The 24,481-nt window shown below is 66.9% G+C and carries 21 protein-coding genes and 1 tRNA gene; 12 read left to right on the top strand and 10 right to left on the bottom strand.

Translation table 11 applies throughout. The features are described from left to right. Positions 1 to 5 precede the first annotated feature (5 nt). Complete coding sequence (locus WAX14_RS06295; RefSeq protein WP_422627230.1) at positions 6 to 1,073, bottom strand: Gfo/Idh/MocA family protein; 1,068 nt, start codon at positions 1,071 to 1,073, stop codon at positions 6 to 8. A 407-nt stretch (positions 1,074 to 1,480) separates the two neighbouring features. Between WAX14_RS06295 and WAX14_RS06290 the strand changes: the two genes are divergently transcribed. The 5 genes from WAX14_RS06290 (at position 1,481) to WAX14_RS06270 (ending at position 7,682) form a co-directional block, all read left to right on the top strand. Then, positions 1,481 to 2,971 (top strand): ABC transporter substrate-binding protein, encoded by a 1,491-nt coding sequence (locus WAX14_RS06290; protein ID WP_422627229.1) that lies wholly within the window; start codon positions 1,481 to 1,483, stop codon positions 2,969 to 2,971. Between the two features lie 53 nt (positions 2,972 to 3,024). Then, positions 3,025 to 3,984, top strand: a complete 960-nt coding sequence (locus WAX14_RS06285; protein ID WP_422627228.1) for an ABC transporter permease — start codon at positions 3,025 to 3,027, stop codon at positions 3,982 to 3,984. A 69-nt stretch (positions 3,985 to 4,053) separates the two neighbouring features. Beyond that, positions 4,054 to 6,069: a dipeptide/oligopeptide/nickel ABC transporter permease/ATP-binding protein gene (locus WAX14_RS06280; RefSeq protein WP_422627233.1), complete on the top strand. Its 2,016-nt coding sequence runs from the start codon at positions 4,054 to 4,056 to the stop codon at positions 6,067 to 6,069. Next, positions 6,069 to 6,902: an ABC transporter ATP-binding protein gene (locus tag WAX14_RS06275; protein ID WP_422627227.1), complete on the top strand. Its 834-nt coding sequence runs from the start codon at positions 6,069 to 6,071 to the stop codon at positions 6,900 to 6,902. Before WAX14_RS06280 ends, WAX14_RS06275 begins: the two co-directional genes overlap by 1 nt. Before the next feature lie 60 nt (positions 6,903 to 6,962). Further along, a complete protein-coding gene (locus WAX14_RS06270) occupies positions 6,963 to 7,682 on the top strand; it encodes a FadR/GntR family transcriptional regulator (RefSeq protein WP_422627226.1) in 720 nt (239 codons plus the stop codon). 121 nt (positions 7,683 to 7,803) lie between these two features. On the opposite strand, the gene WAX14_RS06265 is transcribed toward WAX14_RS06270, so the two are convergent. Next, positions 7,804 to 7,881 (bottom strand) — tRNA-His (locus WAX14_RS06265). 83 nt (positions 7,882 to 7,964) lie between these two features. Further along, positions 7,965 to 8,564: an oligoribonuclease gene (gene orn / locus WAX14_RS06260; RefSeq protein WP_422627225.1), complete on the bottom strand. Its 600-nt coding sequence runs from the start codon at positions 8,562 to 8,564 to the stop codon at positions 7,965 to 7,967. 85 nt (positions 8,565 to 8,649) lie between these two features. On the opposite strand from orn, the gene WAX14_RS06255 reads away from it, so the two are divergent. Continuing rightward, positions 8,650 to 10,329, top strand: coding sequence for a helicase HerA-like domain-containing protein (locus WAX14_RS06255; RefSeq protein ID WP_422627224.1), 1,680 nt, complete (start codon positions 8,650 to 8,652; stop codon positions 10,327 to 10,329). Here WAX14_RS06255 and cmrA read toward each other — a convergent pair. After that, positions 10,326 to 11,129: a mycolate reductase gene (cmrA, locus tag WAX14_RS06250; RefSeq protein WP_422627223.1), complete on the bottom strand. Its 804-nt coding sequence runs from the start codon at positions 11,127 to 11,129 to the stop codon at positions 10,326 to 10,328. The two genes, WAX14_RS06255 and cmrA, sit on opposite strands and share 4 nt — an antisense overlap. 160 nt (positions 11,130 to 11,289) lie before the next feature. Here cmrA and WAX14_RS06245 point away from each other — a divergent pair, with 160 nt between their 5' ends. Then, positions 11,290 to 11,889 carry a TetR/AcrR family transcriptional regulator gene (locus WAX14_RS06245; RefSeq protein WP_422627222.1) on the top strand — a complete coding sequence of 200 codons (600 nt, stop codon included), beginning with the start codon at positions 11,290 to 11,292 and terminating at the stop codon, positions 11,887 to 11,889. Between the two features lie 7 nt (positions 11,890 to 11,896). On the opposite strand, the gene WAX14_RS06240 is transcribed toward WAX14_RS06245, so the two are convergent. The 3 genes from WAX14_RS06240 to WAX14_RS06230 form a co-directional block, all read right to left on the bottom strand. Beyond that, on the bottom strand, positions 11,897 to 13,897 hold the full coding sequence (locus WAX14_RS06240; RefSeq protein ID WP_422627232.1) for an NADPH-dependent 2,4-dienoyl-CoA reductase: 2,001 nt from the start codon (positions 13,895 to 13,897) through the stop codon (positions 11,897 to 11,899). A 20-nt stretch (positions 13,898 to 13,917) separates the two neighbouring features. Further along, positions 13,918 to 14,469, bottom strand: coding sequence for a PadR family transcriptional regulator (locus WAX14_RS06235; protein WP_422627221.1), 552 nt, complete (start codon positions 14,467 to 14,469; stop codon positions 13,918 to 13,920). Between the two features lie 112 nt (positions 14,470 to 14,581). Next, positions 14,582 to 16,918 (bottom strand): esterase-like activity of phytase family protein, encoded by a 2,337-nt coding sequence (locus tag WAX14_RS06230; RefSeq protein WP_422627220.1) that lies wholly within the window; start codon positions 16,916 to 16,918, stop codon positions 14,582 to 14,584. Between the two features lie 210 nt (positions 16,919 to 17,128). On the opposite strand from WAX14_RS06230, the gene WAX14_RS06225 reads away from it, so the two are divergent. Beyond that, on the top strand, positions 17,129 to 18,463 hold the full coding sequence (locus WAX14_RS06225; RefSeq protein ID WP_422627219.1) for an MFS transporter: 1,335 nt from the start codon (positions 17,129 to 17,131) through the stop codon (positions 18,461 to 18,463). An 82-nt stretch (positions 18,464 to 18,545) separates the two neighbouring features. Here the strand turns inward: WAX14_RS06225 and WAX14_RS06220 are convergent, their stop codons facing one another. After that, positions 18,546 to 19,367, bottom strand: a complete 822-nt coding sequence (locus WAX14_RS06220) for an acyl-CoA thioesterase (RefSeq protein WP_422627218.1) — start codon at positions 19,365 to 19,367, stop codon at positions 18,546 to 18,548. Between the two features lie 89 nt (positions 19,368 to 19,456). Between WAX14_RS06220 and WAX14_RS06215 the strand changes: the two genes are divergently transcribed. Further along, a complete protein-coding gene (locus tag WAX14_RS06215; RefSeq protein ID WP_422627217.1) occupies positions 19,457 to 20,050 on the top strand; it encodes a TetR/AcrR family transcriptional regulator in 594 nt (197 codons plus the stop codon). Positions 20,051 to 20,108: 58 nt separating this feature from the next. Here the strand turns inward: WAX14_RS06215 and WAX14_RS06210 are convergent, their stop codons facing one another. After that, the gene (locus WAX14_RS06210; RefSeq protein WP_422627231.1) at positions 20,109 to 20,942 is read right to left on the bottom strand and encodes an alpha/beta fold hydrolase; all 834 of its coding nucleotides are present in this window, start codon (positions 20,940 to 20,942) and stop codon (positions 20,109 to 20,111) included. Positions 20,943 to 20,965: 23 nt separating this feature from the next. Further along, positions 20,966 to 21,610, bottom strand: a complete 645-nt coding sequence (locus WAX14_RS06205) for a TetR family transcriptional regulator (RefSeq protein WP_422627216.1) — start codon at positions 21,608 to 21,610, stop codon at positions 20,966 to 20,968. A 148-nt stretch (positions 21,611 to 21,758) separates the two neighbouring features. On the opposite strand from WAX14_RS06205, the gene WAX14_RS06200 reads away from it, so the two are divergent. From WAX14_RS06200 to WAX14_RS06190, 3 genes are read left to right on the top strand one after another with little or no spacing between them, the layout of a single operon-like run. Next, complete coding sequence (locus tag WAX14_RS06200; RefSeq protein WP_422627215.1) at positions 21,759 to 22,862, top strand: ferredoxin reductase; 1,104 nt, start codon at positions 21,759 to 21,761, stop codon at positions 22,860 to 22,862. Positions 22,863 to 22,922: 60 nt separating this feature from the next. Next, positions 22,923 to 24,161 carry a fatty acid desaturase family protein gene (locus WAX14_RS06195; RefSeq protein WP_422627214.1) on the top strand — a complete coding sequence of 413 codons (1,239 nt, stop codon included), beginning with the start codon at positions 22,923 to 22,925 and terminating at the stop codon, positions 24,159 to 24,161. Between the two features lie 13 nt (positions 24,162 to 24,174). Further along, on the top strand, positions 24,175 to 24,375 hold the full coding sequence (locus WAX14_RS06190) for a hypothetical protein (protein ID WP_422627213.1): 201 nt from the start codon (positions 24,175 to 24,177) through the stop codon (positions 24,373 to 24,375). Positions 24,376 to 24,481 lie beyond the last annotated feature (106 nt).

Below are 24,481 nucleotides of genomic sequence, written 5' to 3'. Positions count from 1 at the left end.
GGTGGTCACAGCGCCGCCTTCGAGGCGACGGGCTCGGCCTCTCCGGTGCGCACCTGCTGCGCGACCACCAGGGCGCGGTCGACGGCCTCCACCAGGGGAGATGTCGTCAGCGGAGCGTCCGTCGCGGCCGCGTCGAGGACGGCGGCGATCTCGTCGATCTCGTGCCGGATCGCGGCCTGCATCCAGACGGACGAGGAGCCGGAGCCCGAGTTGTACTTCTGGGTCCGGGTCGCGGATTCGACCAGGGACGCGTTCTCCGCCGGGTCGTCGAACACCGGCCACGACGACACGACCCGGCCTCCACGCAGGTGTTCGGCCTGCCCGGTGTGGAAGTCGACGCGGATCGCGCCGTCCGTTCCGTTGACCGTCAGGTCCCAGGACGAGGTGTGGGAGCGGGTCGAGATGGTGTGGCTGCCGACGGCACCGCAAGCGAACGCGACGACGGTGCTGCGGAATCCGTCGTCTACGGTCGCGGCGCTCGCTACCGCGCTCACGTCGCCGCCGAACCAGCACATCAGGTCGAGTTCGTGGATCTCGTGGGTGAGTTCACCGCCGGTGCGGCTGGTGTCGAGCTTCCACCACTGCGGGTCCGCTCCGTCGGTGTCGATCCAGCGGGATCGTGTGGTCTCGATGGCGGTGACGTCTCCGAGGTCGCCGGCGCGCACGGTGTCGGCGGCGCGACGGACTCCGGGCATCATCCGCATGATGTGCCCGACCATCAGTGTCGAACCCGATTCGGTGGCCTTCGCGAGCATGGCGCGGGCGTCGGAGAGTTCGACGGCGAGCGGCTTCTCCACGAACACCGCTTTACCGTGTTCGAGTGCCGCCAGGGCGGGTTCGGTGTGTGCGTGGTTGGGGGTGGCCACGATCACCAGGTCGATGTGCCGGTCGGAGACCAGTGTGCCGTGGTCGTCGGTGGCCGTGGCCCCGAACTCCGCGGCGGCGTCCTTCGCCCGTGCCGGGTCTCGATCGCAGACCGTCACCAGCTCGAAGCGTGGGTGGGCCACCAGCTCGCGTGCGAGTGCGGCCCCGAAAAATCCGCAGCCGACCATGCCGACTCGATATCGGGCCATGAAGTCTCCAAAGATAGGACGAAGGATGTCCTATCTTATACGGATCGTTTGGTCTGTGGTCAATGACCGTCGGTGGCGCGTCCGAGGTTTCCGCAGGTCGCAGGGTTGACGCGGATCAAAATTCGCCATGAGTCCGGATTGTTGAGGTGTCGATCACAGCCGACCTCTGGACGTGTCTCTATCGGGGATGTAGTTTACGCAACATCGGACGTGGCACATAGGACATCCTCTATCCACCTCCCCGACATATTTCGCGCCATGCCTCGGAGGCCCCCTTGAACGCTCACCAACCGCGAGGTTTCTCGCTTTCCCGCCGAGACCTCTTCCGGTACACGGGGCTGCTCGGCGTGGCGGCCGGTGTCACGGCAACCCTCTCCGCTTGCGGTGGTCCGCCGTCGACGGTGGCCGTGGGTGGCTCCACCTCGAACGACAACCTCACCGCCGTCATCGGGTACGGGAACGACCAGAGCTTCGACCCCATGCAAACCGCGTCGGGCTTCCTGATGGCCGCCAACAACCACATCTACGAGGGTCTGCTCGAGAACGATCCGGCCACCGGCGAGACGTACGCCGCACTCGCCCGGGAGGTGCCCACCGACACCACCGCGACGAGTTGGACCATGACGCTGCGCGAGGGCGCCGTCTGGCACGACGGCACCCCGGTGACCGCCGACGACGTCGTGTTCAGCTTCGCGCGGGTGCTCGACCCGCAGCAGAACGTGCTGATCCGCTCGTTCTTCTCGTCGTGGCTGCAGTCCGTCACCAAGGTCGACGACCGGACGGTGACCCTGAACTTCAACTACCCGTTCAGTGCTGCGGCGCAGCGACTGTCGATCGCCAAGATCATGCCCAAGCACGTGTTCGACGGGCACTGGGAGGATGCCAAGGCGGGCACGCTGGTCGTCGGCTCCGGTCCGTACAAGCTCACCAGCCACACGCCCAAGAGCAACACCGTCTTCGAGGCGTTCCCCGGCTACACCGGGTCGCGACCGGCCAACTTCACCACCATGAACTGGCTGTCCATCGTCGACACGTCCTCCCGGATCGCACGGATCTCCGGCAGCACCGCCGGAGCGCAACTCGCCGACAACATTCCCGTCGCCAACGTCCCGACGCTGACCGCGGGCGGGCGCACCGTCGAGGGCAATCCGGGCATGAACCTGATGTACCTGCTCTTCGACACCACCGCGCCACCGTTCGACGACGTGCGGGTGCGGCAGGCGCTGTTCTACGCCCTCAACACACCGAAGATGATCGAGATCGCGCTCGGCGGCCGGGCGGCACCGGCCACCAGCTACGTGTACGAGAGCAATCCCGACTACCTGCGCGCGTCCACCGTCTACTCCTACGACCCGGACAAGGCCCGCGCGCTGCTCGCGGAGGCGGGTGTCAGCGGCCTCGACCTCACCCTGTGGTCCACCAACATCAGCTGGCTCGCGGACTGCCTTCCGACCGTCAAGGAATCCTGGGACGCGGTGGGATTCAACACGATCCTCGAGCCGCAGGACACGAGTGCGATGGTCAGCAAGCTCAACAGCGGCCAGAAATTCCAGGTCGCCGCGGGCACATCCAATCCGCAGGCCTTCGGAAGCGACATCGACCTGCTCGTCCGCTACACCTACAACCGGGGCGGGCTCTGGACCAAAACCTATGCCAAGTGGGACGACACCCCCGAGGCCCAGCGGATCTACGACACTATGGACGAGGCAGCCCGCGCGGTCGATCCCGCAGCGCGCCGTGAACTCGTGCAGTCGTACCTCGACCAGATCGCCGAGAACGCCGTCTACTACCCGGTTCTGCATCAGGAACTGCTGACGGCCTGGAATCCGCAGAAGGTCACCGACATCACTCCTCTGCCGTATCCCGGCGTCAACCTGCTTCAGGCGAAGCCCGTCTGACTTCTCTGACGCCCGCACGCGCAGCAACTCCCGACAAGTGAGAGATCCCCTCGATGGCAAGTGTCCTCCCCATGCTGGTCAGGCGGCTACTGCTCCTGATCCCGCTGATTCTCGGCATCATCGCGTTCGTTTTCATCGTGATGCAGTTCTCGCCCACCGACCCCGCCACCGCGGCGTTCGCCGGTGGCAATCCCACGGCGGAGCAACTGCAACAGTTCAAGGAGGAGAACGGACTCCTCGATCCGCTGCCGATGCAGTACGTCCACTTCGTGACCGATCTGCTTCGCGGGGACATGGGGGACAGCCTGATCTCCGGCGCGCCGGTGTGGGACTCGATCACCACCGCGCTGCCGCTGACCATCCAGCTCACCGCACTGGGCCTGGCGTTCGCCATCGTCTTCTCGCTGATCCTCGGGGTCACCAGCGCGTTGTTCCGTGACCGCTGGCCCGACCAGGTGATCCGGGTCCTGTCCCTCGGCGGTGTCGCCGCGCCGTCGTTCTGGTTGGCGTTGCTGATGATTCAGTATCTGGCCGTCGACTTCGGCTGGTTCCCCGCCGGCGGCTACGTCAATCCGAACGACTCCCTGAGTCAGTGGCTCTGGTATCTGGCGCTCCCGGCCCTGGCGCTGGCGCTTCCCGTGACCGCCCAGCTCACCCGCATCATCCGTACCTCGATGGTGGAGGAACTGGACAAGGACTACGTCCGCACCGCGATCGGCGGTGGCCTGCCCTACCCGGTGGTGATCGGCCGGAACGTGCTGCGCAACGCGCTGATCAATCCGCTGACCGTCCTCGGGTTGCGCGTCGGCTACCTCCTCGGTGGCGCTGTGGTCATCGAGCAGATCTTCGGTCTTCCCGGCATGGGGCAGCTCATGATCAACGGTGTCACCAACGGTGACCCCGCCGTGGTGCAGGGCGTCGTCATCGTCATCGCCGTGTGCTTCGTCGTCGTCAACCTCGTGGTCGACATCCTCTACCTGCTCGTCAATCCCCGACTTCGGAGTGCAGCATGATCAGAAGCAGACTCACCGAGAAGCTGTCGCGTCCGGGAATCTCCTTCTCGCGGTTCCCTCTCCACGTGGCTGTCGATAGCCGTTCTCGCACTGATCGTGCTCGCCTGCCTGTGCGCCCCGCTGCTGGCACCGCACGATCCGCTCGCGCAGGCACCGGGCATGTCCGGTCCCAGCTCGGAGTACTGGTTCGGACAGGACAGCGTCGGACGCGACATCTTCAGCCGATTGCTGTACGGCGGGCGCTGGTCGCTCACCATCGGCCTCGGATCCACCTTCCTGGCACTGATGGCGGGCGCGCTGATCGGGTCGATCGCGGCGACCAGCCGCAAGGCCGTCGACGAGACGATCATGCGGGTCCTCGACGTGATCATGGCGTTCCCCGGTATCGCGCTCGCGGCCGTTCTCGTCGCCGCGTTCGGTGGCTCGATTCCGGTCCTCATCGTCACCATCGCCTTCCTCTACACCCCGATGGTCGCGCGGGTCGTCCGCGCCAACGTCCTCGCCCAGTACGGCGAGGACTACATTTCGGCGGAGAAGGTCATCGGCGCCCGCACCCCGCACATCGTCGTCAAGCATGTCGTCGCCAACTGTGCGGCACCGGTTCTCGTGTTCTGCACCGTCATGGTCGCCGACGCGATCGTGCTCGAGGCCAGCCTGTCGTTCATCGGCGCGGGCGTGCGTCCGCCGGACCCGTCCTGGGGTTCGGTCATCGCCGACGGCAAGAACATGGTCCTGCTCGGCGGATGGTGGGCGACGGTCTTCCCCGGTCTGCTGATCCTGGTCACCGTGTTGTGCCTGAACGTTCTCGCCGAGGGCATGACGGACGCGATGGCCGATCCGCGACTGAAGAAGTCGCGCACGCCGCGTTCGGCGCTCGACGCGGCGCAGACGGCGGCCGCCGAGGAGACCTCCAACGAACTGATCCTCGAGGCCGAGGCCGCCGAGGATTTCGCCGAGGCGGAACGGACTAACGAACTCGGCGCCGACATCGTGGACGACAGTCTCGTCGTCGATTTCGCGAAGTCGGAGCCCCGGTCGACGCCGCTCGAGGTGCACCTGAAGACTCTCGCGGAGACGGAGCGCGGCCGCACCGACCGGCTCGTCTACGAGGGCGACGCGGCACCGCTGATCGAGGTGCGCGACCTGTCCATCCGGTTCCCGGACCGATACGGTGACACCCCGATCGTCGACGGCGTCAGCTTCACCGTCCGCCCGCACGAGACGATGGCACTCGTCGGCGAATCCGGGTGCGGCAAGTCGCTCACCTCACTGGCGATCATGGGACTGCTGCCCAAGACCGCGGTGGTGACCGGCGAAATCCTGTTCGACGGTGTCGACGTCCTGAAACTGAGCGACCGCGAACGCAACCGGCTGCGCGGGCACGACATGGCGATGATCTACCAGGATGCACTGAGTTCGCTGAACCCGGCGATGCTCGTTCGCTCGCAGTTCAAGCAGCTCACCAAACGCGGCGGTACCCGCACCGCGGAGGAACTGCTCGAACTCGTCGGACTCGACCCGGCCCGCACACTGGCCAGCTACCCGCACGAACTGTCCGGCGGTCAACGTCAGCGCGTCCTGATCGCGATGTCGCTGACCCGCAGCCCGCGGCTCATCGTCGCCGACGAGCCGACCACCGCCCTGGAGGTCACCGTGCAGGCGCAGGTCGTGGACCTGCTCAACGACCTGAGGGAGAAGCTCGGTTTCGCGATGGTCTTCGTCAGCCACGACCTGGCGCTCGTCGCATCGCTCGCCCACAAGATCACGGTGATGTACGCCGGTCAGGTGGTCGAATCCGCACCCACCGGCGACCTGCTCGTCGACCCGCGTCACGAGTACACCCGAGGTCTGCTCGGGGCGGTGCTCTCCATCGAGGACGAGGCTCCCCGGCTGCATCAGATCCAGGGAACCGTTCCCTCACCGGGCGACTTCGCCTCGGGGGACCGGTTCGCCGCACGGTCCACCCGCCCGGACGCCGACCCCGACCGCAAGCCGGAGATGGTCCGTGTCGCCGGAACCGACCACTGGTTCGCGGACCAGTCCGCACCCGCCGCGCCCGCGGCTTCGGAATTGGAGAATGCGTGATGACCGCCACCGGTACGCCCGCCGAGGACACTCCCATCCTGGAATTGAAAGACATCCACGTCGTACACAAGACGCGGTCGGGGTCGCTGTTCAAGCCCGGCACGGTTCACGCGGTGGGCGGCGTCGACGTCGCAGTCCGGCGCGGAACGACCATCGGCATCGTCGGCGAATCCGGGTGCGGCAAGTCCACACTGGCGAAAGTCATGGTGGGACTGCAGAAACCCACCTCGGGTGATGTGCTCTTCCGTGGGCGCAGCGTCCTGTCCCGGTCGTCGTCCGTGCGGAAGGAGTTCGGGCGGGCGATCTCGATCGTCTTCCAGGACCCCGCGACCGCGCTCAACCCGAGAATGTCGGTGGCCGATATCCTCACCGACCCGCTCGATGTCCACGGCATCGGCAATCGCGCGAGCCGCGCCGCGCGGGTTCGTGAACTGGTCGGCCTGGTGGGACTGCCGCAGTCCGCGCTCGACGTCGTTCCTAGCCAGATTTCCGGTGGGCAGCGTCAGCGGGTTGCCATCGCGCGAGCGCTGGCTCTCGAACCGGACGTGATCGTCGCCGACGAGCCGACGTCGGCGCTCGACGTGTCGGTGCGTGCACAGATCCTGAACCTGCTCAGCGACATCAAGTCCCGGCTGGGGCTCGGCATGGTGTTCATCTCGCACGACATCCAGACGGTCCGGTATGTGTCGGACACCATCGTCGTGATGAAGGCCGGGAAGATCGTCGAGCAGGGGCCGGCCCAGGACGTGTTCGACACACCGTCGGACCCGTACACCGCGACCCTGCTCGGTGCCGCGCCCAGCCTGCTGCAGATCACCGCCGCGATGCGGTGACCTGCGGCGCCCGCATTCGGACATAGGATGCAGGATGTTCGATCGAGAAATGAGGAGTTCATGTCCATCCGAACCGACACACGCGGCGCCCGCTACGGTGCGCAGAACCGCATGCGCGCGCTTCAGACGGACATCATGAACCTCATCTTGGAGCGGCGACTCTCACCCGGCGACCCGCTGCCCACCGAAGCCGAACTCTGTGAGCAGTTGGGCATCGGCCGGAACACACTGCGCGAGGCACTCAAGGTGCTCCAGGCCCTCGGGGTCGTCGAGATCCGGCACGGTTTCGGAATGTTCGTCGCGCCGAGCAATTTCGATGCCCTCGCGGACGGACTGACGTTCCGCGGGCGGCTGTCCTTGCAGGGCACCGGTGCTGAGGCGATGGAACTGGTCGACATTCGGCAGGCCCTGGAGACCGGGCTGATCGGCGCCGCGATGACGAAGATGAGCGGCACCGACATCGACGATCTCGACGCTCTCGTCGCCCGGATGGAGGAACGCGCCGCCGCCGGTGAAGCGTTCGCCGACATCGACGAGGCGTTCCACAGTCGCCTGTACGCCCCGCTCGACAATCGTGTGCTCACCCAGTTGATGGACGTGTTCTGGCAGGTGTACAGCCAGATCCACCGGGCGGTAGGGGAGTCGGACACGCCGCTCGTCGACATCGCCGCCAAGCACCGGGCGATCCTCGACGCCATCCGGTCCGGCGATGCCGGCGAGGCCGTGAGCACGCTCACCGACCACTTCGGTGGACTGCGGCACCGGATCGCCGAGTTGTGACAGCCGGGGCGCTCCGGCGTCCATGATCCGACAACCCGCATCGTTGAATGTGGGCCTTGTTGAATGTGGCGGATACGAGAATGCCCCTGACCGGTGTTTCCACCGATCAGGGGCATTTCCCTGGGGGTGACCGACGGGACTCGAACCCGCGACAGCCAGGATCACAACCTGGTGCTCTACCAACTGAACTACGGTCACCATCGCCTTCGCTATCGGCCAGGGCCGGTTGCGACTGCGTTTGAAATACTAGCCTGTCTTCGCCGGAAACGACGAATCGCCAGCTCAGGCCGGTCCCAGGTCCTTCACCACGATGTTGATGTCTGCCGCAGACGGCCCGGGTGCCGCGACGAATGCGGTGCGCCGGTAGTAGCGCAGTTCCCGGATCGACTCCTTGATGTCGGCGAGTGCGCGGTGCGACAGGCCCTTCTCGGGCTGACCGAAGTAGATCCGCGGGTACCAGCGCCGGCACAGTTCCTTGATCGAGCTGACGTCGACCATGCGGTAGTGCAGGTAGTTGTCGAGTTCCGGCATGTCCCGGGAGATGAACTGCCGATCGGTGCCGATGGAATTGCCGGCCAACGGGGCGGTACCGGTCTCCGGGACGTGCGCCCGGATGTAGTCGAGCACCAACTTCTCGGCTTCGGCCAGCGTGACCGTCGAACGCCGCACCTCGTCGGTCAATCCCGACCGTGCGTGCATCTGCTGCACGACCTCGGGCATGGCCGCCAGCGCGTCGTCATCGGCGTGGATCACGATGTCCACGCCGTCGCCGAGCACGTTGAGGTCGCTGTCGGTGACCAGCGCGGCGATCTCGATGAGTTTGTCGTCGCCGATCCGCAGACCGGTCATTTCACAATCGATCCAAACAAGTTTGTCCTGCACGAAAGTACAGAGTAGTCAGCCGGGCGCCGGGTTATGGTCGGCGGTGGAAACCGACACCGGCTGTGCCGGTTCGAGGAGGCCTGCGATGACCCTGGATCCGAGCCGATCCGATGAGGTGCTGCCCGCCGCCGAGGCCGCGGTCGCGGCCGAACGCGCACAGCGTGGGGCAGAGCAGGCCGCCGCGGCAGCCGAAGCCGGTGCGGCCGACCCATCGCGTACAACAGCCGCCGGGGGCATCGCCGCGGGCTATGTTTTTTCCGGTGCCGCACTCGAGCTGGGCACCGTCGTGCACGACGGTGTTGTCGATCCGGGTGCTCGGATCCGGATTCCGCTGGCCATGATGAACCGGCACGGCCTGATCGCCGGTGCCACCGGCACCGGCAAGACCAAGACCGTGCAGGGGATCGCCGAGCAGTTGTCCGCCGTCGGAGTGCCCGTGGTGATGACCGACATCAAGGGCGACCTGTCGGGTCTGTCCGAGCGAGGGACGGGCGGCGACGCGATCGTCACCCGCGCCGCGGAGACCGGCATGGCGTCGTGGACTCCCGCCGGATTTCCGACCCAGTTCTTCTCACTCGGCACCGACGGCATCGGCATCCCGGTACGCGCGACCGTCACCGCGTTCGGCCCGATCCTGTTGAGTAAGGTGCTCGGCCTGAACGCCACCCAGGAATCGACCCTCGGACTCATCTTCCACTGGGCCGATCGGCGCGGCATGGCGCTGCTCGACCTGAAGGATCTGCGCCAGGTCATTGCGTACCTGACCAGCGCCGAGGGCAAACCCGATCTCAAGGGCATCGGTGGTGTCTCGACCGCCACGGCCGGCGTCATCCTGCGCGCGATCGTCAACCTCGAGGCGGACGGCGGCGACACGTTCTTCGGTGAGCCGGAGATCGACACCGAGGATCTGCTGCGGGTTCAGGGTGGCAACGGAGTTATCAGCCTGTTCGAGCTGGGTGCGCAGGCCGCGCGCCCGGCGCTGTTCTCCACATTCCTGATGTGGGTGCTTGCCGATCTGTTCCAGACGCTGCCGGAGGAGGGTGACCTGGACAAGCCGAAGCTCGTCTTCATCTTCGACGAGGCGCACCTACTGTTCGCGGACGCATCGAAGGCATTTCTCCAGCAGGTCGAGCAGACAGTTAAGCTGATCCGCTCGAAGGGTGTCGGCGTGTTCTTCTGCACGCAGCTCCCCACGGACATCCCCAACGCGGTCCTCTCCCAGTTGGGTGCGCGGGTGCAGCACGCACTGCGCGCATTCACCCCAGATGATCAGAAGGCGCTGACCAAGACGGTCCGCACCTACCCGACGACAACGTTTTACGACGTCGAGGAGGCACTGACCTCACTCGGGACCGGTGAAGCGATCGTGACGGTGCTGTCGGAGAAGGGTGCCCCGACCCCGGTGGCCTGGACCCGGATCCGCCCTCCGCGTTCGCTGATGGACACCATCGGCGACCCGGCGATCGGCACGGCCGCCCACGGGCATCCGCTGTTCGCGAAGTACGGGCAGACCGTCGATCGGGAGTCGGCGTACGAGATGCTGACCGCGAAGGTCGCGGGCGCGCCGAACATCGATCCGCCGCTCGATGTGCCACCGCTGCCTGATCTGCCGGATACGGTATCGGCCCCCCGGGACGAGGGGCCGACGATCGTCGAACAGGTGCTGGGCAACTCCGCGGTGAAGAGTTTCCTGCGGTCGGCCGCGTCGGCTGCGGGCCGGGAGATCTCCCGCAGCATTTTCGGTACCGGCCGCAGGAGACGTTAGCCGCCGAGCTTCTTGTAGAAGGTGCCGACGATCGGGGCGATGATCGCGCGCGGGGTGTAGTTGCCTGCGACGGACAGGGCCTTGCTGATCAGGCCGGGCACGATGCGCATCTTGTTCTCGGCGAGTCCGTCCAGGGATACCTTCGCGGTGTGTTCGCTCGAAATCCACAGAAAGTCGGGGACGAGCTTGTCGACGATCGACGCGTCGGCCGGGTCCGGTGTTTCGGTGCGTACCGGTCCGGGTGCGAGCAGGGTGACGTTGACGCCGGTTCCCTTGAGTTCGCCGCGCAGCGACTCGGAGAACGTGTTGACGAACGCTTTCGACGCCGCGTAGGTGGCGTTGTTCGGGATCGGCATGTTGCCTGCGGCAGATCCGACGTTGAGGATCGCACCGGAGCGACGCTCGAGCATCTGCGGCAGTACCGCGAGGGTGAGGTCGTGCACGGCGACTGCGTTGAGTTCGACCTGGGCGCGTTCGTAGGCCGGGTCGAGCTCCGATACCGGTCCGAATGTGGCGATGCCTGCGTTGTTGCAGAGGATGCTGATGTGGCGGTCGGTCAGTTCGTCGACCAGTTTCGTGCGGGCGTCGCGGTCGGACAGGTCGCAGGCACGTACTTCGACGGTGACGCCGTGTGCAGTGCCGAGCGAGGTGGCGAGTTGTTCCATGACGTCGCCGCGCCGCGCGACGAGGATCAGGGAGTGGCCGCGCGCTGCGAGTTCGGCAGCGAGGGCCTCGCCGATACCGGAGGAGGCGCCGGTCACGACCGCGCGGGCGTCTGGGGTGGGATTCGGCAGAGTCACGATGCGTCAGCGTAGTCGCCGTTCACCGCACCCGGTCGGTCGTGTCGCCCGAACGAACGTCACTAAACGGGGAGGTTGGCCGGTATTGTCGGCGGTGCACAGGTTGAGGAACAATGCCGACGCTCACGACGCTCGGTGCGGTCGAACAAAGTGGAGGATCGTGACAACCGTTGCGACGGACGGTCGAACAGCCCGCGCGGAACGCACACGCCGGGCGGTGGTCGACGCGCACATCACGTTGCTCCGGGCGGGCGTACTCAAGCCGACCGGTGCGCAGGTGGCGGAGCAGGCCGGTGTGTCGCTGCGGGCACTGTGGGCCAACTTCAACGACCTCGACACCGTGATGGCACACACCGGCGCGGAAATGTTGCGCCGCCAGGACGAATTGTTCGTGCCGGTATCGCCGCGTCTGCCGTTGCCGGAGCGGATCGACGGGTTCTGCCGGCAGCGTGCGCGGATGCTCGAGTTCGTCGCGCCGTTCGCGCGGGCCGCGGTCTCACGCCAGCAGTTCTCCGACGCGCTGCGGGCCCACCGGCGGTGCTGCATCGCACGAGTCACCGACGAGGGGATGATCCTGTTCGCACGCGAACTGTCGGCCCTCGACGCGAGGCGCCGTGCACGTCTGGTCCATGCGCTCGGAGCGACCGCGACGTGGGCATCATGGGCTGTACTGCGCGACGAACTGCAACTCGGGGTCGACGAGGCCACCGAGGTGCTGCGCCAGTCGGTGTCCGGCCTGTTGGCCGGTGTCACCGTCTGACGGGCCGTCAGATCCGGTCGGCGAGGCGGGTGCCCTGCTCGATCGCGCGCTTCGCGTCGAGTTCGGCGGCCACGTCGGCTCCGCCGATGACGTGCGTGGTGACGCCCGCGGCGACGAGGTCGTCGGTCAGGTCCCGCACCGATTCCTGACCGGCACACACGACGACCGTGTCGACGGCGATCACCTGCGGGTCGTGTCGGTCGGCGCCGAAGCTGATGTGCAGGCCGGCGTCGTCGATGCGTTCGTAGTTCACCTCCGACATCTCGCGGACATCCTTGTGTTTCAACGACGCCCGATGCACCCAACCGCTCGTCTTGCCCAGCTTGGCGCCGATCCGGCCGGGGGAGCGCTGCAGCAGGTAGACCTCGCGCGCCGACGGCGTCGGCTGCGGAGTGGTCATGCCGCCGGCCGCGTGCTCGTCGTCGCTGACGCCCCATTCCCGCTGCCATTCGGCGAGATCGAGTGCCGGAGAAGTGGTGTGGGTGAGGAACTCGGCGACGTCGACGCCGATACCGCCCGCGCCGATCACGGCCACCCGGGCGCCGATGGGGGCCTCGCCGCGTACCGCCTGCGGGTATGTCAGCACGTTCGGCCGGTCGATGCCCTCGATGTCGGGTATGCGGGGCCGCACACCGGTCGCGACGACCACGTCGTCGAAGCGGGTCAGATCGGCTGTCTGCGCGCGGGTTCCCAGCCGCACGTCGACCCCGGTCAGTTCGAGTTGGCGCTCGAAATAGCGCAGGGTTTCGGCGAACTCCTCCTTGCCGGGGATGAGCCGGGCGATACCGAACTGACCGCCGATACGCTCGTCTGCCTCGAACAGCGTGACCCGGTGCCCACGGCGTGCGAGATTCACGGCGGCGGCCAGCCCGGCAGGGCCGGCTCCGACGACGGCGACCTCCTTGCTGCGGCGGGTGGGGGCGAGGAGCAGTTCGGTTTCGCGTCCGGCGCGAGGATTGAGCAGGCACGACACGCGTTTGTTGACGAAGGCGTGGTCGAGGCATGCCTGGTTGCAGGCGATGCACGTGTTGATCTCGTCGGGGGTGCCCGCGGTGGCCTTGCGTACCCAGTCGGGGTCGGCGAGCATCGGCCGCGCGAGGGACACGAGGTCGGCTCGACCCTCGGACAGGATCGATTCGGCTGTTTCGGGCATGTTGATCCGGTTCGATGCCGCGACCGGAATGCCAACGTGATCACTGAGTTTCGCGGTTACATCCGCGAATGCGGCCCGCGGAACGGACGTGACGATCGTCGGTACCCGTGATTCGTGCCAGCCGATGTCGGTGTTGAGGAAGGTCGCTCCTGCTGCCTCGATCTCCTGTGCGAGCGCGACGATGTCGTCCCACCGCTGGCCGCGTTCGACGAGATCGGCCATCGACAGCCGGAACGAGATCAGGAAGTCGGGGCCGGTGGCCTCGCGGACACCGCGGACGATCTCGACGGCGAGCCGGCGCCGATTGGCGGGTGTCCCGCCCCATTCGTCGGTGCGCCGGTTGGTTCGTTCGGCGAGGAACTGGTTGATGAAATACCCTTCACCGCCCATGATTTCGACGCCGTCGTAGCCGGCTACCCGGGCGAGCCGGGCGCACCGCACGAACGCGCGGATCTGCCGCCGCACCCCCCAAGAGGTGAGCCCGCGCGGCCGGAACGGGTTGATGGGCGCCTTGATCGACGATGCGGACACGCTCAGCGGCCAATAGCTGTAGCGGCCGGCGTGCAGGATCTGCAGGAGGATTCGGCCGCCCTCGTCGTGCACGGCGTCGGTGATTCTCCGGTGTCGGCGCGCTTCGATCCGATTGGTGAGCTTGGCGCCGAACGGTAGGAGCCAGCCGGTGCGGTTCGGGGCGTAGCCGCCGGTCACGATGAGCGCCGCTCCACCGCGGGCCCGTTCGGCGAAGTACGCGGCGAGCTTGCCGGTGTTCGCGGCGCGGTCCTCGAGACCGGTGTGCATCGAACCCATGATCACCCGATTCGGCAGCGTGATCGGGCCGAGGTCGAGCGGAGACATCAGGGTGGGGTAGCGGTCGGTCACGGCAGATCCTGTTCCGAAGGGGGAGTGAGGGTATCGAGCATGTCCTGGCACCAGTCGCGGAAGCCTTCCTCGACGCGGATACCGCCGCGCAGCACCAGATATTGGTGCAGTGCCGGACCGGCAGGCGGAGGCGCTGGGAAGTCCCGCTTTTCGATCAGTCGGTAGACGTCGAGCCGGGCGGCATGGGCATCGCGGTGGCGCCGAATCTCCGAGAGCAGGTCGGGCAGGGTGTCGGGGCGCGCGGCGCGGACCTTGACGGCGAGTTCGCTGCGCAGGTGGTCGGGTTCGGAGGCGGTGGCGATCCAGCGGTCCAGTTCGGTGTGGCCGGCGGCGGCGATCCGGTAGACCTTCTTGTCCGGGCGCCCGTCCTGGGTGACGGTCGCGCCGGTTACCCAGCCGTGCTCCTCCATGCGCCGCAGTACCCGGTAGATCTGCTGGTGGCTGGCGCTGTGGAAGAACCCGATGGATCGGTCGAAGCGGCGTGCCAGTTCGTAGCCGGATCCGGCGTGCTCGTCGAGCGAGACGAGCAGCGCGTGTTCGAGTGCCATGACCCGATTATGCAACTAAGTGCATATGCAATCAAATTCATAGTCGGGGAAAGAGATGGCCGGTGCACCGACAACTCGGTACACCGGCCGTTCTGCTCGGGCTATGCCCGGATCATCCGCCGAGCGCGGCTCCCGCCGGTCCGAGATCGAGGAACACCGTCTCGCCGTTGGCGTCGTCGAGCCCGTCGTTGTCGGTCACCACGTAGACGTTGCCGTTGCCTGCGATCGCCATGCCTTCGACCTTTTCCTGCACGAAGCCGCGGGTCGCCTGCAGATCCGGCAGCAGATCGCGTACCAGGGTCTTGGGCAGGACCTGTGGAGTCTCGTCGGCCGTGGTCACTCCACCAGCGGTGGGAATGTCGACGCGATAGATCGCCTTGACCCGGGCATCCGGGCCGTTGAGCTTGTCGCGCTCGAGGATCAGCAGGCCGCCATCGTGGACCGCGATCTCGGACAGACCGATCCAGTCGCCGTCGGCGTCGGTGCGCTCGAGTTGGTAGCCGAACCAATCCCATTGGCCGGACTCCGGCGTGTAGCGGCCGATGCGGACGATTCCCTTGTCGTCGCTGGTGATCTCCCGCTGCAGCGCCACCCAGATCGAGTCGCCGTCGACGGCGACACCTTCGAGACCCTGACCGCCAAGACCGGCCGCGATATCGCCGGGCAGTGCGACGCGCTCCTCGATCTGTCCGTCCGCGGCGACGACGACGAGTTCGTTGCCGGGTCCTTCCTTACCCTCGACCGCCAGCACGAATCCGCCGGCGGGACGAGCAGCGATACCTTCGACGTCGAGCGAGACGGGCGCGCCGCCCTCGGTGACGACGAGCTCACTGTCGATCAACGCCGGTGTCTGCGACACATCCACACTCAGGACCCGAGCCGGGCCGTAGGCGCTGTCGGTGGCGGTGAACAGACGGTTGTCGTCGAGCGGAGCGGCGGACAGCGCGCCGAGCGCACCCCAGCCGAGCGGAACTCCGTCGATGTCGCCCGAGACGATGGACGGGAACGACGGTGTGCCGCCGGTCGCCGCGAACGCGTCGCCGTATCCGTAGACGCTGATCGAGGCACGCACCCGCGCCTCGGCATCGTCCTTCTCCGACGCGACGACGAGCAGGTCGCGCTGTGGGATCGGCAGGATCCCTTCGGGGCCGGGCGTCGTCGGCAGCATCTGGACGAACTCGGGTGCGGTGGGGTCGCTGACGTCGTAGACGGCGACGAAATTGCTGCGCTCCGACGCTACGAGCGCGGTCGGGCGGCCACCGATGTCGGTGATGGCCAGCCCTTCGGGCTCGGGGCCCTTCGCCTCGGCGCGGCCCTCGATGTGCAGGCCGGTTCGCACCGCGAGCTGGGAGAACGAGTTACCGGCGTCCCAGACCACATCGCCGGTCGCGGCGTCGAAGATCGTCCAGCCGCGGGTGCCGCCCTTCCAGTCGCCTTCGTTGGCGGTGGCCAGGTGATCGTCACCGATCCAGCCGAGTGCGTCGGGTTCGCGGGGCGTATCCGAGATCGACCCGGTCTGGTCGATCGTTCCGTCCTCGGCTGTGTCGATCCCGTCGACCGACACGTTTCCGGCGCTGAAGATCGAGGTCACGGAGCCGGTGGGCCCGTCGATGATCGCGATGCCGTTGTTCTCCTGCATCGACACCGCGACCTGACCGCGGGAGTTGATGCTGACATATTCGGGTTCGAGGTCCTCGGGGGTGTCGAGGCCCGCGGTGCGGGCCTGCTCGACGTCGAAGTCGACCCGGCGCGGCGTCCACGCCGTTGGCTCGCCGGCGAGGTCGATCAACTGCACGAATCCGGTGGGTGCCTGCGGGAGATCGCCCTCCTCGGCACCGTCCGGGGTGAACTCCTCGTTGCGCTGGTTCTCCATGGCGACCGCGGCGAAGGCGCCGTCGGGGCTGACGGCGATCGAGTCCGGCTGGCCACCGAGGTCGATGCTGTGCACCCGGGTGCGGTCGCCGACCCGCACGACGTCGATGCGTCCCGACGGATTGGCGAAGTCGCCGCCGCTGGTGTCGACGACCACCAGTACGAACTCGCCGACCGCGATGACGGAGGTGGGCTGGTCGTCGGGGTTGCCGAGTTCGACTAGTGACAAGGTGCCGAGGCCGACCGGATTCGCGGGATCACGCACGTCGACGAAGCCGATGCGCTTGGCGGTCGCATCGGTGTAGATCACGGTATTGCCGTCCGGCGTGACGGTGGAAATCTCGGCCACCGTCTCGGTGTCCAAAGGCTCTTCGGCGGGCCGGTTCTGGAAGACCGGGTAGGTCGCCTGCCGGTGGTAGCGGTCCGAATCCGGGGTATTCCAGTCGATCGGCGATGTGGCCGGGGGGATGTCCGGGCCTGATCCGTCGGATGTGCCGTCACCGGCGGAGCACGCGGCTGTCACCAGGGCTGTCACCGCGGCGATCGCCGCGAGATGACTTCGATTCGATGTCGCCATTTGTCCTCTTTGGTCGGTTTTAGGGGCTATCGAGGTGAGTGTGGTGCGACCGAGTGAGCCGATGGGGGCCCAGGAGTGAACGGCAGGCAACGGACCGGTGTCCGGAAAACTGTGGTGTCCGAAGGTCGTGGTGTGCGGGCGTCTGTCCCGTCGATGTCGCGGTCTACCGTGTTCCGGGGTACGTGCGGCAGTGCCGGTTAGGCTGCGGGCATGAGCGCACACACGGCCGCGCCGGGCACGATCGGGACGGCGGCGACGCGACGGCAGGTCTTCGCGTGGGGTCTGTGGGACTGGGGTTCGGCAGCGTTCAACGCGGTGATCCTCACCTTCGTCTTCTCCGTGTACCTCACCGACGCTGTCGGCGACGACCTACCCGGAAGCATCTCGGCGAGTACATGGTTGGGTTGGTCCCTCGGCATCGCCGGCTTCGTCATCGCGGTCACCGCTCCGATCTCCGGGCAACGCTACGACGCCACCGGCCGCCGCAAGCGGTCCCTGGCGGTGCTCACCTTCGTCACCGTCGCGGCGATGGCCGGGATGTACTTCGTGCGCGACGAATACCACTACCTGTGGTTGGGTTTGACCCTGCTCGGGGTCGCGTCGGTCATCGCCGAACTCGCCCAGGTGCCGTACAACGCGATGATGCGCCAGATCTCCACCGAGGACAACATCGGCAGGGTCTCCGGATTCGGTTGGTCCATGGGCTATTTCGGTGGCATCGTGCTACTGCTGGTGTGCTACACCGGCTTCATCGCAGGGGACGGCGACACCCGCGGATTCCTCGGTTTGACCACCGAGGACGGCACCAATATCCGGATGGTCGCGTTGCTCGCGGCCGCGTGGTTCGCGGTATTCGCCATCCCGGTGCTGCTCGCGGTGCCGGAACTGCCGCCGACCACCGCCGACCCCGGCGCCGAGAAGGGCGGCATCACCGAGGCGTACCGGGTGCTGTGGCGCGACCTCCGGGAACTGTGGATCGCGGACCGGCGCACCATCTGGTTCCTTGGTGCGTCCGCCTTGTTCCGCGACGGACTCGCCGGGGTGTTCACCTTCGGCGCGGTGCTCGCGGTCACGGTCTACGGCATCGGGACCGGCGACGTGCTGCTGTTCGGTGTCGCGGCGAATATCGTTGCCGCACTGGGTGCGCTCGCCGCCGGGGTGATCGACGACCGACTCGGCCCGAAAACGGTCATCGTCGTCTCGCTCGCGTCGATGATCGTCGTCGGAGTGGTGCTCCTGTTCGTGTCCGGACCCCTGATGTTCTGGATCTTCGGGCTGCTGCTGTGCCTGTTCGTCGGACCCGCGCAGGCGTCCGCGCGCACATTCCTGGCGCGCATCACACCGCCGGGCAGAGAAGGTCAGATGTTCGGGTTGTACGCCACCACGGGCCGGGCCGTGTCCTTCCTGGCACCGACGTTGTTCGGGTTCTTCGCCTGGGGATTCGGTGCCGACCGAGCGGGGATCGCCGGGCTCCTCGTGGTGCTCGGCGTCGGACTGGCGGCGTTGTCGGCCGTGCGCGGGCCGGACACTGCAGTCGGACGGTGAAGCAGCAGTCGGCCGGTGAAGCAGCAGTCGGCCGGTGAAGCAGCAGTTGGCCGGTGAAGCAGGGGCAGCCGGTGAAGCAGGGTCAGCCCTTGAAATAGACGAGTTGATGGGTGGTGGCCAGCAGATTCCCGTCGCTGCTCCACAGTTCGCCGGACTGGTCGAAGTAGCCCTTGCCGAAGTGCTGCGAGCGTGCGGTGCCGAGGACCGATGCGTCGGACTGGCGTGCCAGTGCGTCGGTGTCGGCGTGGAAATAGATGGTCAGGGATACCGTCCCGGCTGGCATGTACTGCCCACGCCGTAGGAACACGCGCGGGAAGAACACGTCGCACAGCGAGGTCAGTGCAGCGAAATCCAGGGGTCGCGGGGGTGTGTCCCGCACCCACAGTGTCGTCGTCGAGTCCGGGTTCTCCCCGGTCTCCGGTGCGGGTATCGCGCCCTGAACGAACCGCATCTCGTAGTTGCGTGACCAGGCGATGAACTCCGGCAGCGCCTGCTGTGCGACGTCCTGCGCTGCGGGCACCTCGGGTGTCGACACTTCGGTCGACGACCAGGTGTCGCGGCGCGTGCCGAACACGGCGGTCGCGGTGGTCGCGACCGTTCCGTCCTGCGACAACTCGATCGACCAGTGCTGGGTGGATCTGTTGGTGCGGACCGGCCGCGCGACGATTTCGAATTCGCCGTCGGTGATCGGCCCGCAGTAGTTGACCGTGAGTGACAGGGGCGTCCCGAGCACCTCGGGGTGCTGCTGAACCGCGCGCAGCAGGGTTGCGGCGGTGATACCGCCGAAGGGGCCGACCATGTTGGCGTAGGCCGGGTGTGTGCGGCCGATGTACCGGTGTGCGTCCGCTGGGGTCAACGCGACGGCATCGTCGAAGAGGTGATCGGTGCTGTCGATGTCGGTCACGGTGGACTCCTGACGTCCTGGTGCTGGGATTCTCAGTATGACAACATACATAATTCGAGGAGGCAAACCCGACCCGGAACGAGGGCGTGATGGCACGGAGACGGACCGAGACAATGGGACCGCGCGACGCGATGACAGCCAGCGCCGTGGCTCTGATCCGGGAGCGTGGGGTGGCCGCGACGTCGTTCGCCGACGTCCTGGCCAACAGCGGTGCGCCCCGAGGATCGATCTACCATCATTTTCCCGGTGGCAAGAGCCAGTTGATCGAGGAAGCCACCCGTTCGGCCGCGGATCAGCTCACTGCCGGCGTGGAACGGATCCTCGCCTCCGGCGATACCGTCACCGCGGTCCGCTCGCTGGTCGACCTGTGGCGGCAGGGGCTCGAAGATACCGGGTATGTCGCGGGCTGCCCGATCGTTGCGGCGGCATTGGGTACCGAATCAGTGGCGCGCGGCATCGCGGGAGAATCGTTCGCGCGGTGGGGTGAGTTGATCGGTGCTCGGCTCGCCCTCGACGGTATCGACCCGGTGCGCGCCGAGACTCTCGCGACGATGTTCGTCAGTGCTCTCGAGGGCGGGTTGATCCTCGCGCAGGCGCAACGCAGCGCGGCACCGCTCGACGCGGTCGTCGGCGAACTCGAACTGCTGTGCCGCGCTGCGGAAGCGGTGACACCGCGCGGATGACTGCCGTGCGGATGACTGTCGTGCGGATGACTGTCGTGCGGATGACTGTGTTGGTCGGTCACTGCCCGATACGGGCGAGGATCGCCTCGGCGAGCGCCGCGGGTTTCTCCTCGGGAATCCAGTGGCTCACATCGTCCAGGACGACGAATTCGTAGTCGGCGTCGACGAATTCGCCGCACCGTTCGGCGCCGGCCCGGCCGAGCGCGACATCGGCGGTGCTCCAGACATGGGTGGTGGGTACCGTCACCGACGGAACGTCGCGGAAGTCGCGGTTCACCGCCCGGTACCAGTTCAGTGCGGCGGTCATCGCACCAGGTTCGGTCAGGGCCCGGATGTACTCGTCGACGCTGTCGACGTCGATAGTCGGGTGGTACATGGCACGCAGGCGGCGTGCGCCGTCGTCGAGCAAGACCGCCTCGGCTTTGCCCTCGGAGCGGAGCAACTTGATGTACGACGACCGACTCTGCTGATCGGCATCGTGCCGCAGTGCCCAATTGTAGGCGCCGGGGTGCGGTACCGACACCGCGGTGAATGTGCGGACCCGGTCGGGGTGACGGGCGGTGAGATGCCAGCCGACGATGGCGCCCCAGTCGTGGCCGGCGAGGTGCGCCGACTCGATGCCGAATCCGTCGAGCAACCCGAGGACGTCACCGACCAGTTCCCCGACCGCGTACGCGGATATCTCGGCGGGGCGGGCGCCGGGCGAGTAGCCACGCTGGTCGGGTGCGATCACCCGCAGTCCCGATTCGGCGAGCAACCGGCCCGCCGGTTCCCAGCACCGCCCGGTCTCGGGGAACCCGTGTAGGAGAACGAGTGGGGTGCCGTCCTCGGGGCCGGCGACCCGCACATCGAAGGTGAGGTCGCCGAGTGCGACGCGGTTGATCGCGAACATGGCGCCACCGTACGGGGTGGCCTTCATTCGCGGACCGGTTTCCATGCGCCCATGCCGAGAATGATCAGACGCATCTGCTTCTCACCGCGTGCGATGACCGCGACCTCGTCCTGCCCGCCCGGTGTGTCGACTGCGAGCAGTTCGACGGCGACCTCGAGTAGTGCGACGACGAGCAGGGCGGCGGCCATCTCGAGGTCGTCCCCGCTCCACCTGCCCAGTTCGGGAACGCTTCCGAGGTCGGTCGCGAGTTCCCTGGTGAGTAAACGCAATTCGTCGTTGACGGCGCGCGAAACCTCGGGTAGTCCGCCGTGTCGTTCGCGGGCGAGGAATCGGAGTGTGGTGGCGTGGGCGCGGACCTGTTCGACCAGGGTGGACAACGACGCGCGAGCGTTGTCGCCGGCTTTGCGGGCGCGGCGGGCGTCGCGCAATTCTTGTCGCAGGACCCGCATCGTGTCGCCGGCCAGGGTCACGCCGAGTTCGTCCATCGACGCGAAGTGGCGATAGAACGCGGTCGGGACGATCCCGACCGCGCGGGCGACCTCGCGCAGGCTCACCGTCGAGAAACTGCGGTCGGCCGACAGGTCGAGTGCGGCGTCGAGCAGTGCGCGGCGCGTGCGTTCCTTGCGTGCCGCCCGGGTGGCGGGTTCGGGGGCAGGGGCTACGGACACGGTCCGAGTTTAGGCACGGTGGCCTCCTGGAATCGAATGTCGGGTGTAGCGGGCGTCACATGCGTGTTGACAGGCGTCGGGGGTGTACTGCCACACTATTTGAGTGTACAAGTGTGCACTTGAATTGGATATGCCGGGAGGCCCCGCCATGGTCGTCACACCCTTCGAGCGCGTCGGATCCGCACGACGCAGCACGAATGCGCTCGCCGGCGTCGCGCGGCTGCTGTCCTGGCCGCACCACCCGGATCGCTATCTGGAATTGCTGAATCCGCTGTTCACCACCCAGAGCACGCGCGCCCGGATCGTCGACATCGATCGCGCGGTCCCGGGAATGGTCACGCTCACGCTGCGGCCGGCCCGACGCCGCCGAATCCAGGCCGGTCGGCACATCCAGCTCGGCGTCGTCGTCGACGGAGTCCGGCACACCCGCTGCTACTCACCGTCGAATTCGCAGTACGACGACAATCGGATGGTCCTCACCGTGCGCTCCCACCCGGACGGCGTCGTGTCCCGCCACCTGAACGAATCGGCCCGGCGAGGCGACGTCGTCGACATCGGGCCCGCCTCCGGTGACTTCGTGCTCCCGGAGGTCCGCCCGGACCGGCTGCTGCTGATCAGCGGCGGCAGTGGCATCACCCCGGTGCTGTCGATGGTGCAGACCCTCGCCGACGAACAGCACACCGGCGCAATCACGTTCCTGCACTACGCGCGCACGGCCGACGACGTGCCGCAGCGGGCACGGCTCGACGAACTCGCCGCCCGACCCAACGTCGAGGTCGTCTACGCGCACACCCGCGGCGACGGCGGTCACTTGCGCGGTCGTGTCCGTCGTGAGCACCTCGACGCCGTCGCCCCGTGGTTCGCGGACACCGCCACCTTCGCGTGCGGACCGGTGGGACTGACCGCGGACATCCGCCGGATTTTTTCCGACGCCGGCGCGGAACGGCACCTGCGCACCGAAGAATTCACACTCCCCGATGCCCCCGATGCGGGCGACGCCACCGGCTCGGTCCGCTTCGCCGCGTCCGGTGTGGTCGCGGACAACGACGGGACCACCCTGCTGGAACAGGCCGAATCCGCAGGCCTGCGCCCCGACCACGGATGCCGCATGGGCATCTGCCACACCTGCACGACGATCCGTCGGTCCGGCTGTACCCGCGACATCCGCACCGGCGAACTCGACGCGGACCCCGACACGCACATCCGGATCTGTGTCAACGTTCCGGTCGGTGACGTCGCAGTCGATCTCTAGCGCCACCGGTTCGGATGCCGCCGTCGGTCCACGATCGAATCGAAACTATTGGAGGACAGCATGTTCGGATTTTCCCTGCCGTCAATTCCCTTCCTGCCGTTCCTGTCGGGGAGTCACGATCCCGATCGGGAACCGGTGATTCTGCGTCACGATCAGGTCGAGGAGATCGGCCGTGAATTCGATGCCCTGCGGGATCGGACCGTCGCCGCACTCGGCAGTGAGGATCGCGACTACATCTACCGGGTGATCAAGGTGCAGAGGGGATTCGAGGTGGCCGGTCGTGGCCTGCTGTTCCTCGGGTTCCTGCCGCCGGCGTGGATCGCCGGCGTCGCCGCGCTGAGCGTGTCGAAGATACTCGACAACATGGAGATCGGGCACAACGTGATGCACGGTCAGTACGACTGGATGCGCGAACCGGGACTGGATTCGCGTGTCTTCGAATGGGACACGGTGTGCCCGTCGGACCAGTGGCGTCACTCCCACAACTACCTCCACCACACTTACACGAACATTCTCGACATGGACCGCGACATCGGGTACGGCATCCTGCGGATGGATCCCGCGCAGCCGTGGAAGCCCTACTACCTGGGCAACCCGGTCTACGCGGCCGCGCTGATGGTGCTGTTCGAGTGGGGCGTCATGTTCCACGACGCGGAAGCCGACCGGCTCCTGTCCGGTGAGCGCGACCTCCGTGAACTCGGCCCGCTCGCCCGCGGCTGGTGGCGCAAGGCCGGCCGGCAGGTGCTCAAGGACTATGTGGCGTTCCCGCTACTCACCGGGCCACTGTTCGTTCCGACTCTGCTCGGCAACGCCACCGCCAACCTGGTGCGCAACGTGTGGACATTCTCGGTGATCTTCTGTGGGCACTTCCCGGCAGGCGTGCAGTCGTTCACGCGGGAGGAAACCGCCGACGAGACGCGAGGGGAGTGGTACGTCCGCCAGTTGCTGGGCAGCGCGAACATCAGCGGATCCCCCCTGATGCACGTGATGACCGGCAACCTGTCCCACCAGATCGAACATCACCTGTTCCCGGATCTGCCTGCCCGACGCTACCCGCAGATCGCACCGCAGGTGAAGGCCCTGTGTGAGAAGCACGGCCTGCCCTACAACACCGGGGGCCTGTTCCGGCAGATCTCCTCGGTGTGGCGCAAGATCTTCACGCTGGCTCTGCCGCCCGCGTGGGTGTCGTCCCGGCCGGAACCCGCGGTTGTGATCGAACGCAGATCCTGCCCCGAATCCCCGGCCGATGCCGCGCGTGACGGCGACGCTCCGCGTACCCTCGTCCACGACACTGTCTGAGGGGGAAGAACGCATGGTAGGACGCTTCGAACGCAACAAGGACACGGTGCAGGAAATGACCGAATCCGCCGCTACCCATGTCGGGAACATCACCGGGATCATCACCGGCGCCGTGCGTGACGTCACCCGCGAGATCGGCAATTGGATCTCCGACGGCATCGAGATGCGTGAGGCCGCACGCAAAGCCAGGCTCGACGACGATCCCACCGACTGACTGAGCAGCACCGATACGGAGCAGCACCGATACGGAGCAGCACCGATACGGAGCAGCACCGATACGGAGCAGCACCGATACGGAGCAGCACCGATACGGGCAGGCC

Origin of the sequence: Rhodococcus sp. (in: high G+C Gram-positive bacteria) (assembly GCF_049299235.1) — a bacterium.
Lineage (GTDB): Bacteria > Actinomycetota > Actinomycetes > Mycobacteriales > Mycobacteriaceae > Rhodococcus.
Note: the sequence above shows the minus strand (reverse complement) of the source record. Positions and strands in the feature narration are given on the sequence as shown.

Coding starts and splice junctions, on each gene's coding strand:
- WAX14_RS06295 (WP_422627230.1), bottom strand. CDS start 1,073: ATGGCCCGATATCGAGTCGGCATGGTCGGCTGCGGATTTTTCGGGGCC.
- WAX14_RS06285 (WP_422627228.1), top strand. CDS start 3,025: ATGGCAAGTGTCCTCCCCATGCTGGTCAGGCGGCTACTGCTCCTGATC.
- WAX14_RS06275 (WP_422627227.1), top strand. CDS start 6,069: ATGACCGCCACCGGTACGCCCGCCGAGGACACTCCCATCCTGGAATTG.
- WAX14_RS06270 (WP_422627226.1), top strand. CDS start 6,963: ATGTCCATCCGAACCGACACACGCGGCGCCCGCTACGGTGCGCAGAAC.
- WAX14_RS06255 (WP_422627224.1), top strand. CDS start 8,650: ATGACCCTGGATCCGAGCCGATCCGATGAGGTGCTGCCCGCCGCCGAG.
- WAX14_RS06240 (WP_422627232.1), bottom strand. CDS start 13,897: ATGTCTCCGCTCGACCTCGGCCCGATCACGCTGCCGAATCGGGTGATC.
- WAX14_RS06235 (WP_422627221.1), bottom strand. CDS start 14,469: ATGGCACTCGAACACGCGCTGCTCGTCTCGCTCGACGAGCACGCCGGA.
- WAX14_RS06230 (WP_422627220.1), bottom strand. CDS start 16,918: ATGGCGACATCGAATCGAAGTCATCTCGCGGCGATCGCCGCGGTGACA.
- WAX14_RS06225 (WP_422627219.1), top strand. CDS start 17,129: ATGAGCGCACACACGGCCGCGCCGGGCACGATCGGGACGGCGGCGACG.
- WAX14_RS06215 (WP_422627217.1), top strand. CDS start 19,457: ATGGCACGGAGACGGACCGAGACAATGGGACCGCGCGACGCGATGACA.
- WAX14_RS06210 (WP_422627231.1), bottom strand. CDS start 20,942: ATGTTCGCGATCAACCGCGTCGCACTCGGCGACCTCACCTTCGATGTG.
- WAX14_RS06200 (WP_422627215.1), top strand. CDS start 21,759: ATGGTCGTCACACCCTTCGAGCGCGTCGGATCCGCACGACGCAGCACG.
- WAX14_RS06195 (WP_422627214.1), top strand. CDS start 22,923: ATGTTCGGATTTTCCCTGCCGTCAATTCCCTTCCTGCCGTTCCTGTCG.
- WAX14_RS06190 (WP_422627213.1), top strand. CDS start 24,175: ATGGTAGGACGCTTCGAACGCAACAAGGACACGGTGCAGGAAATGACC.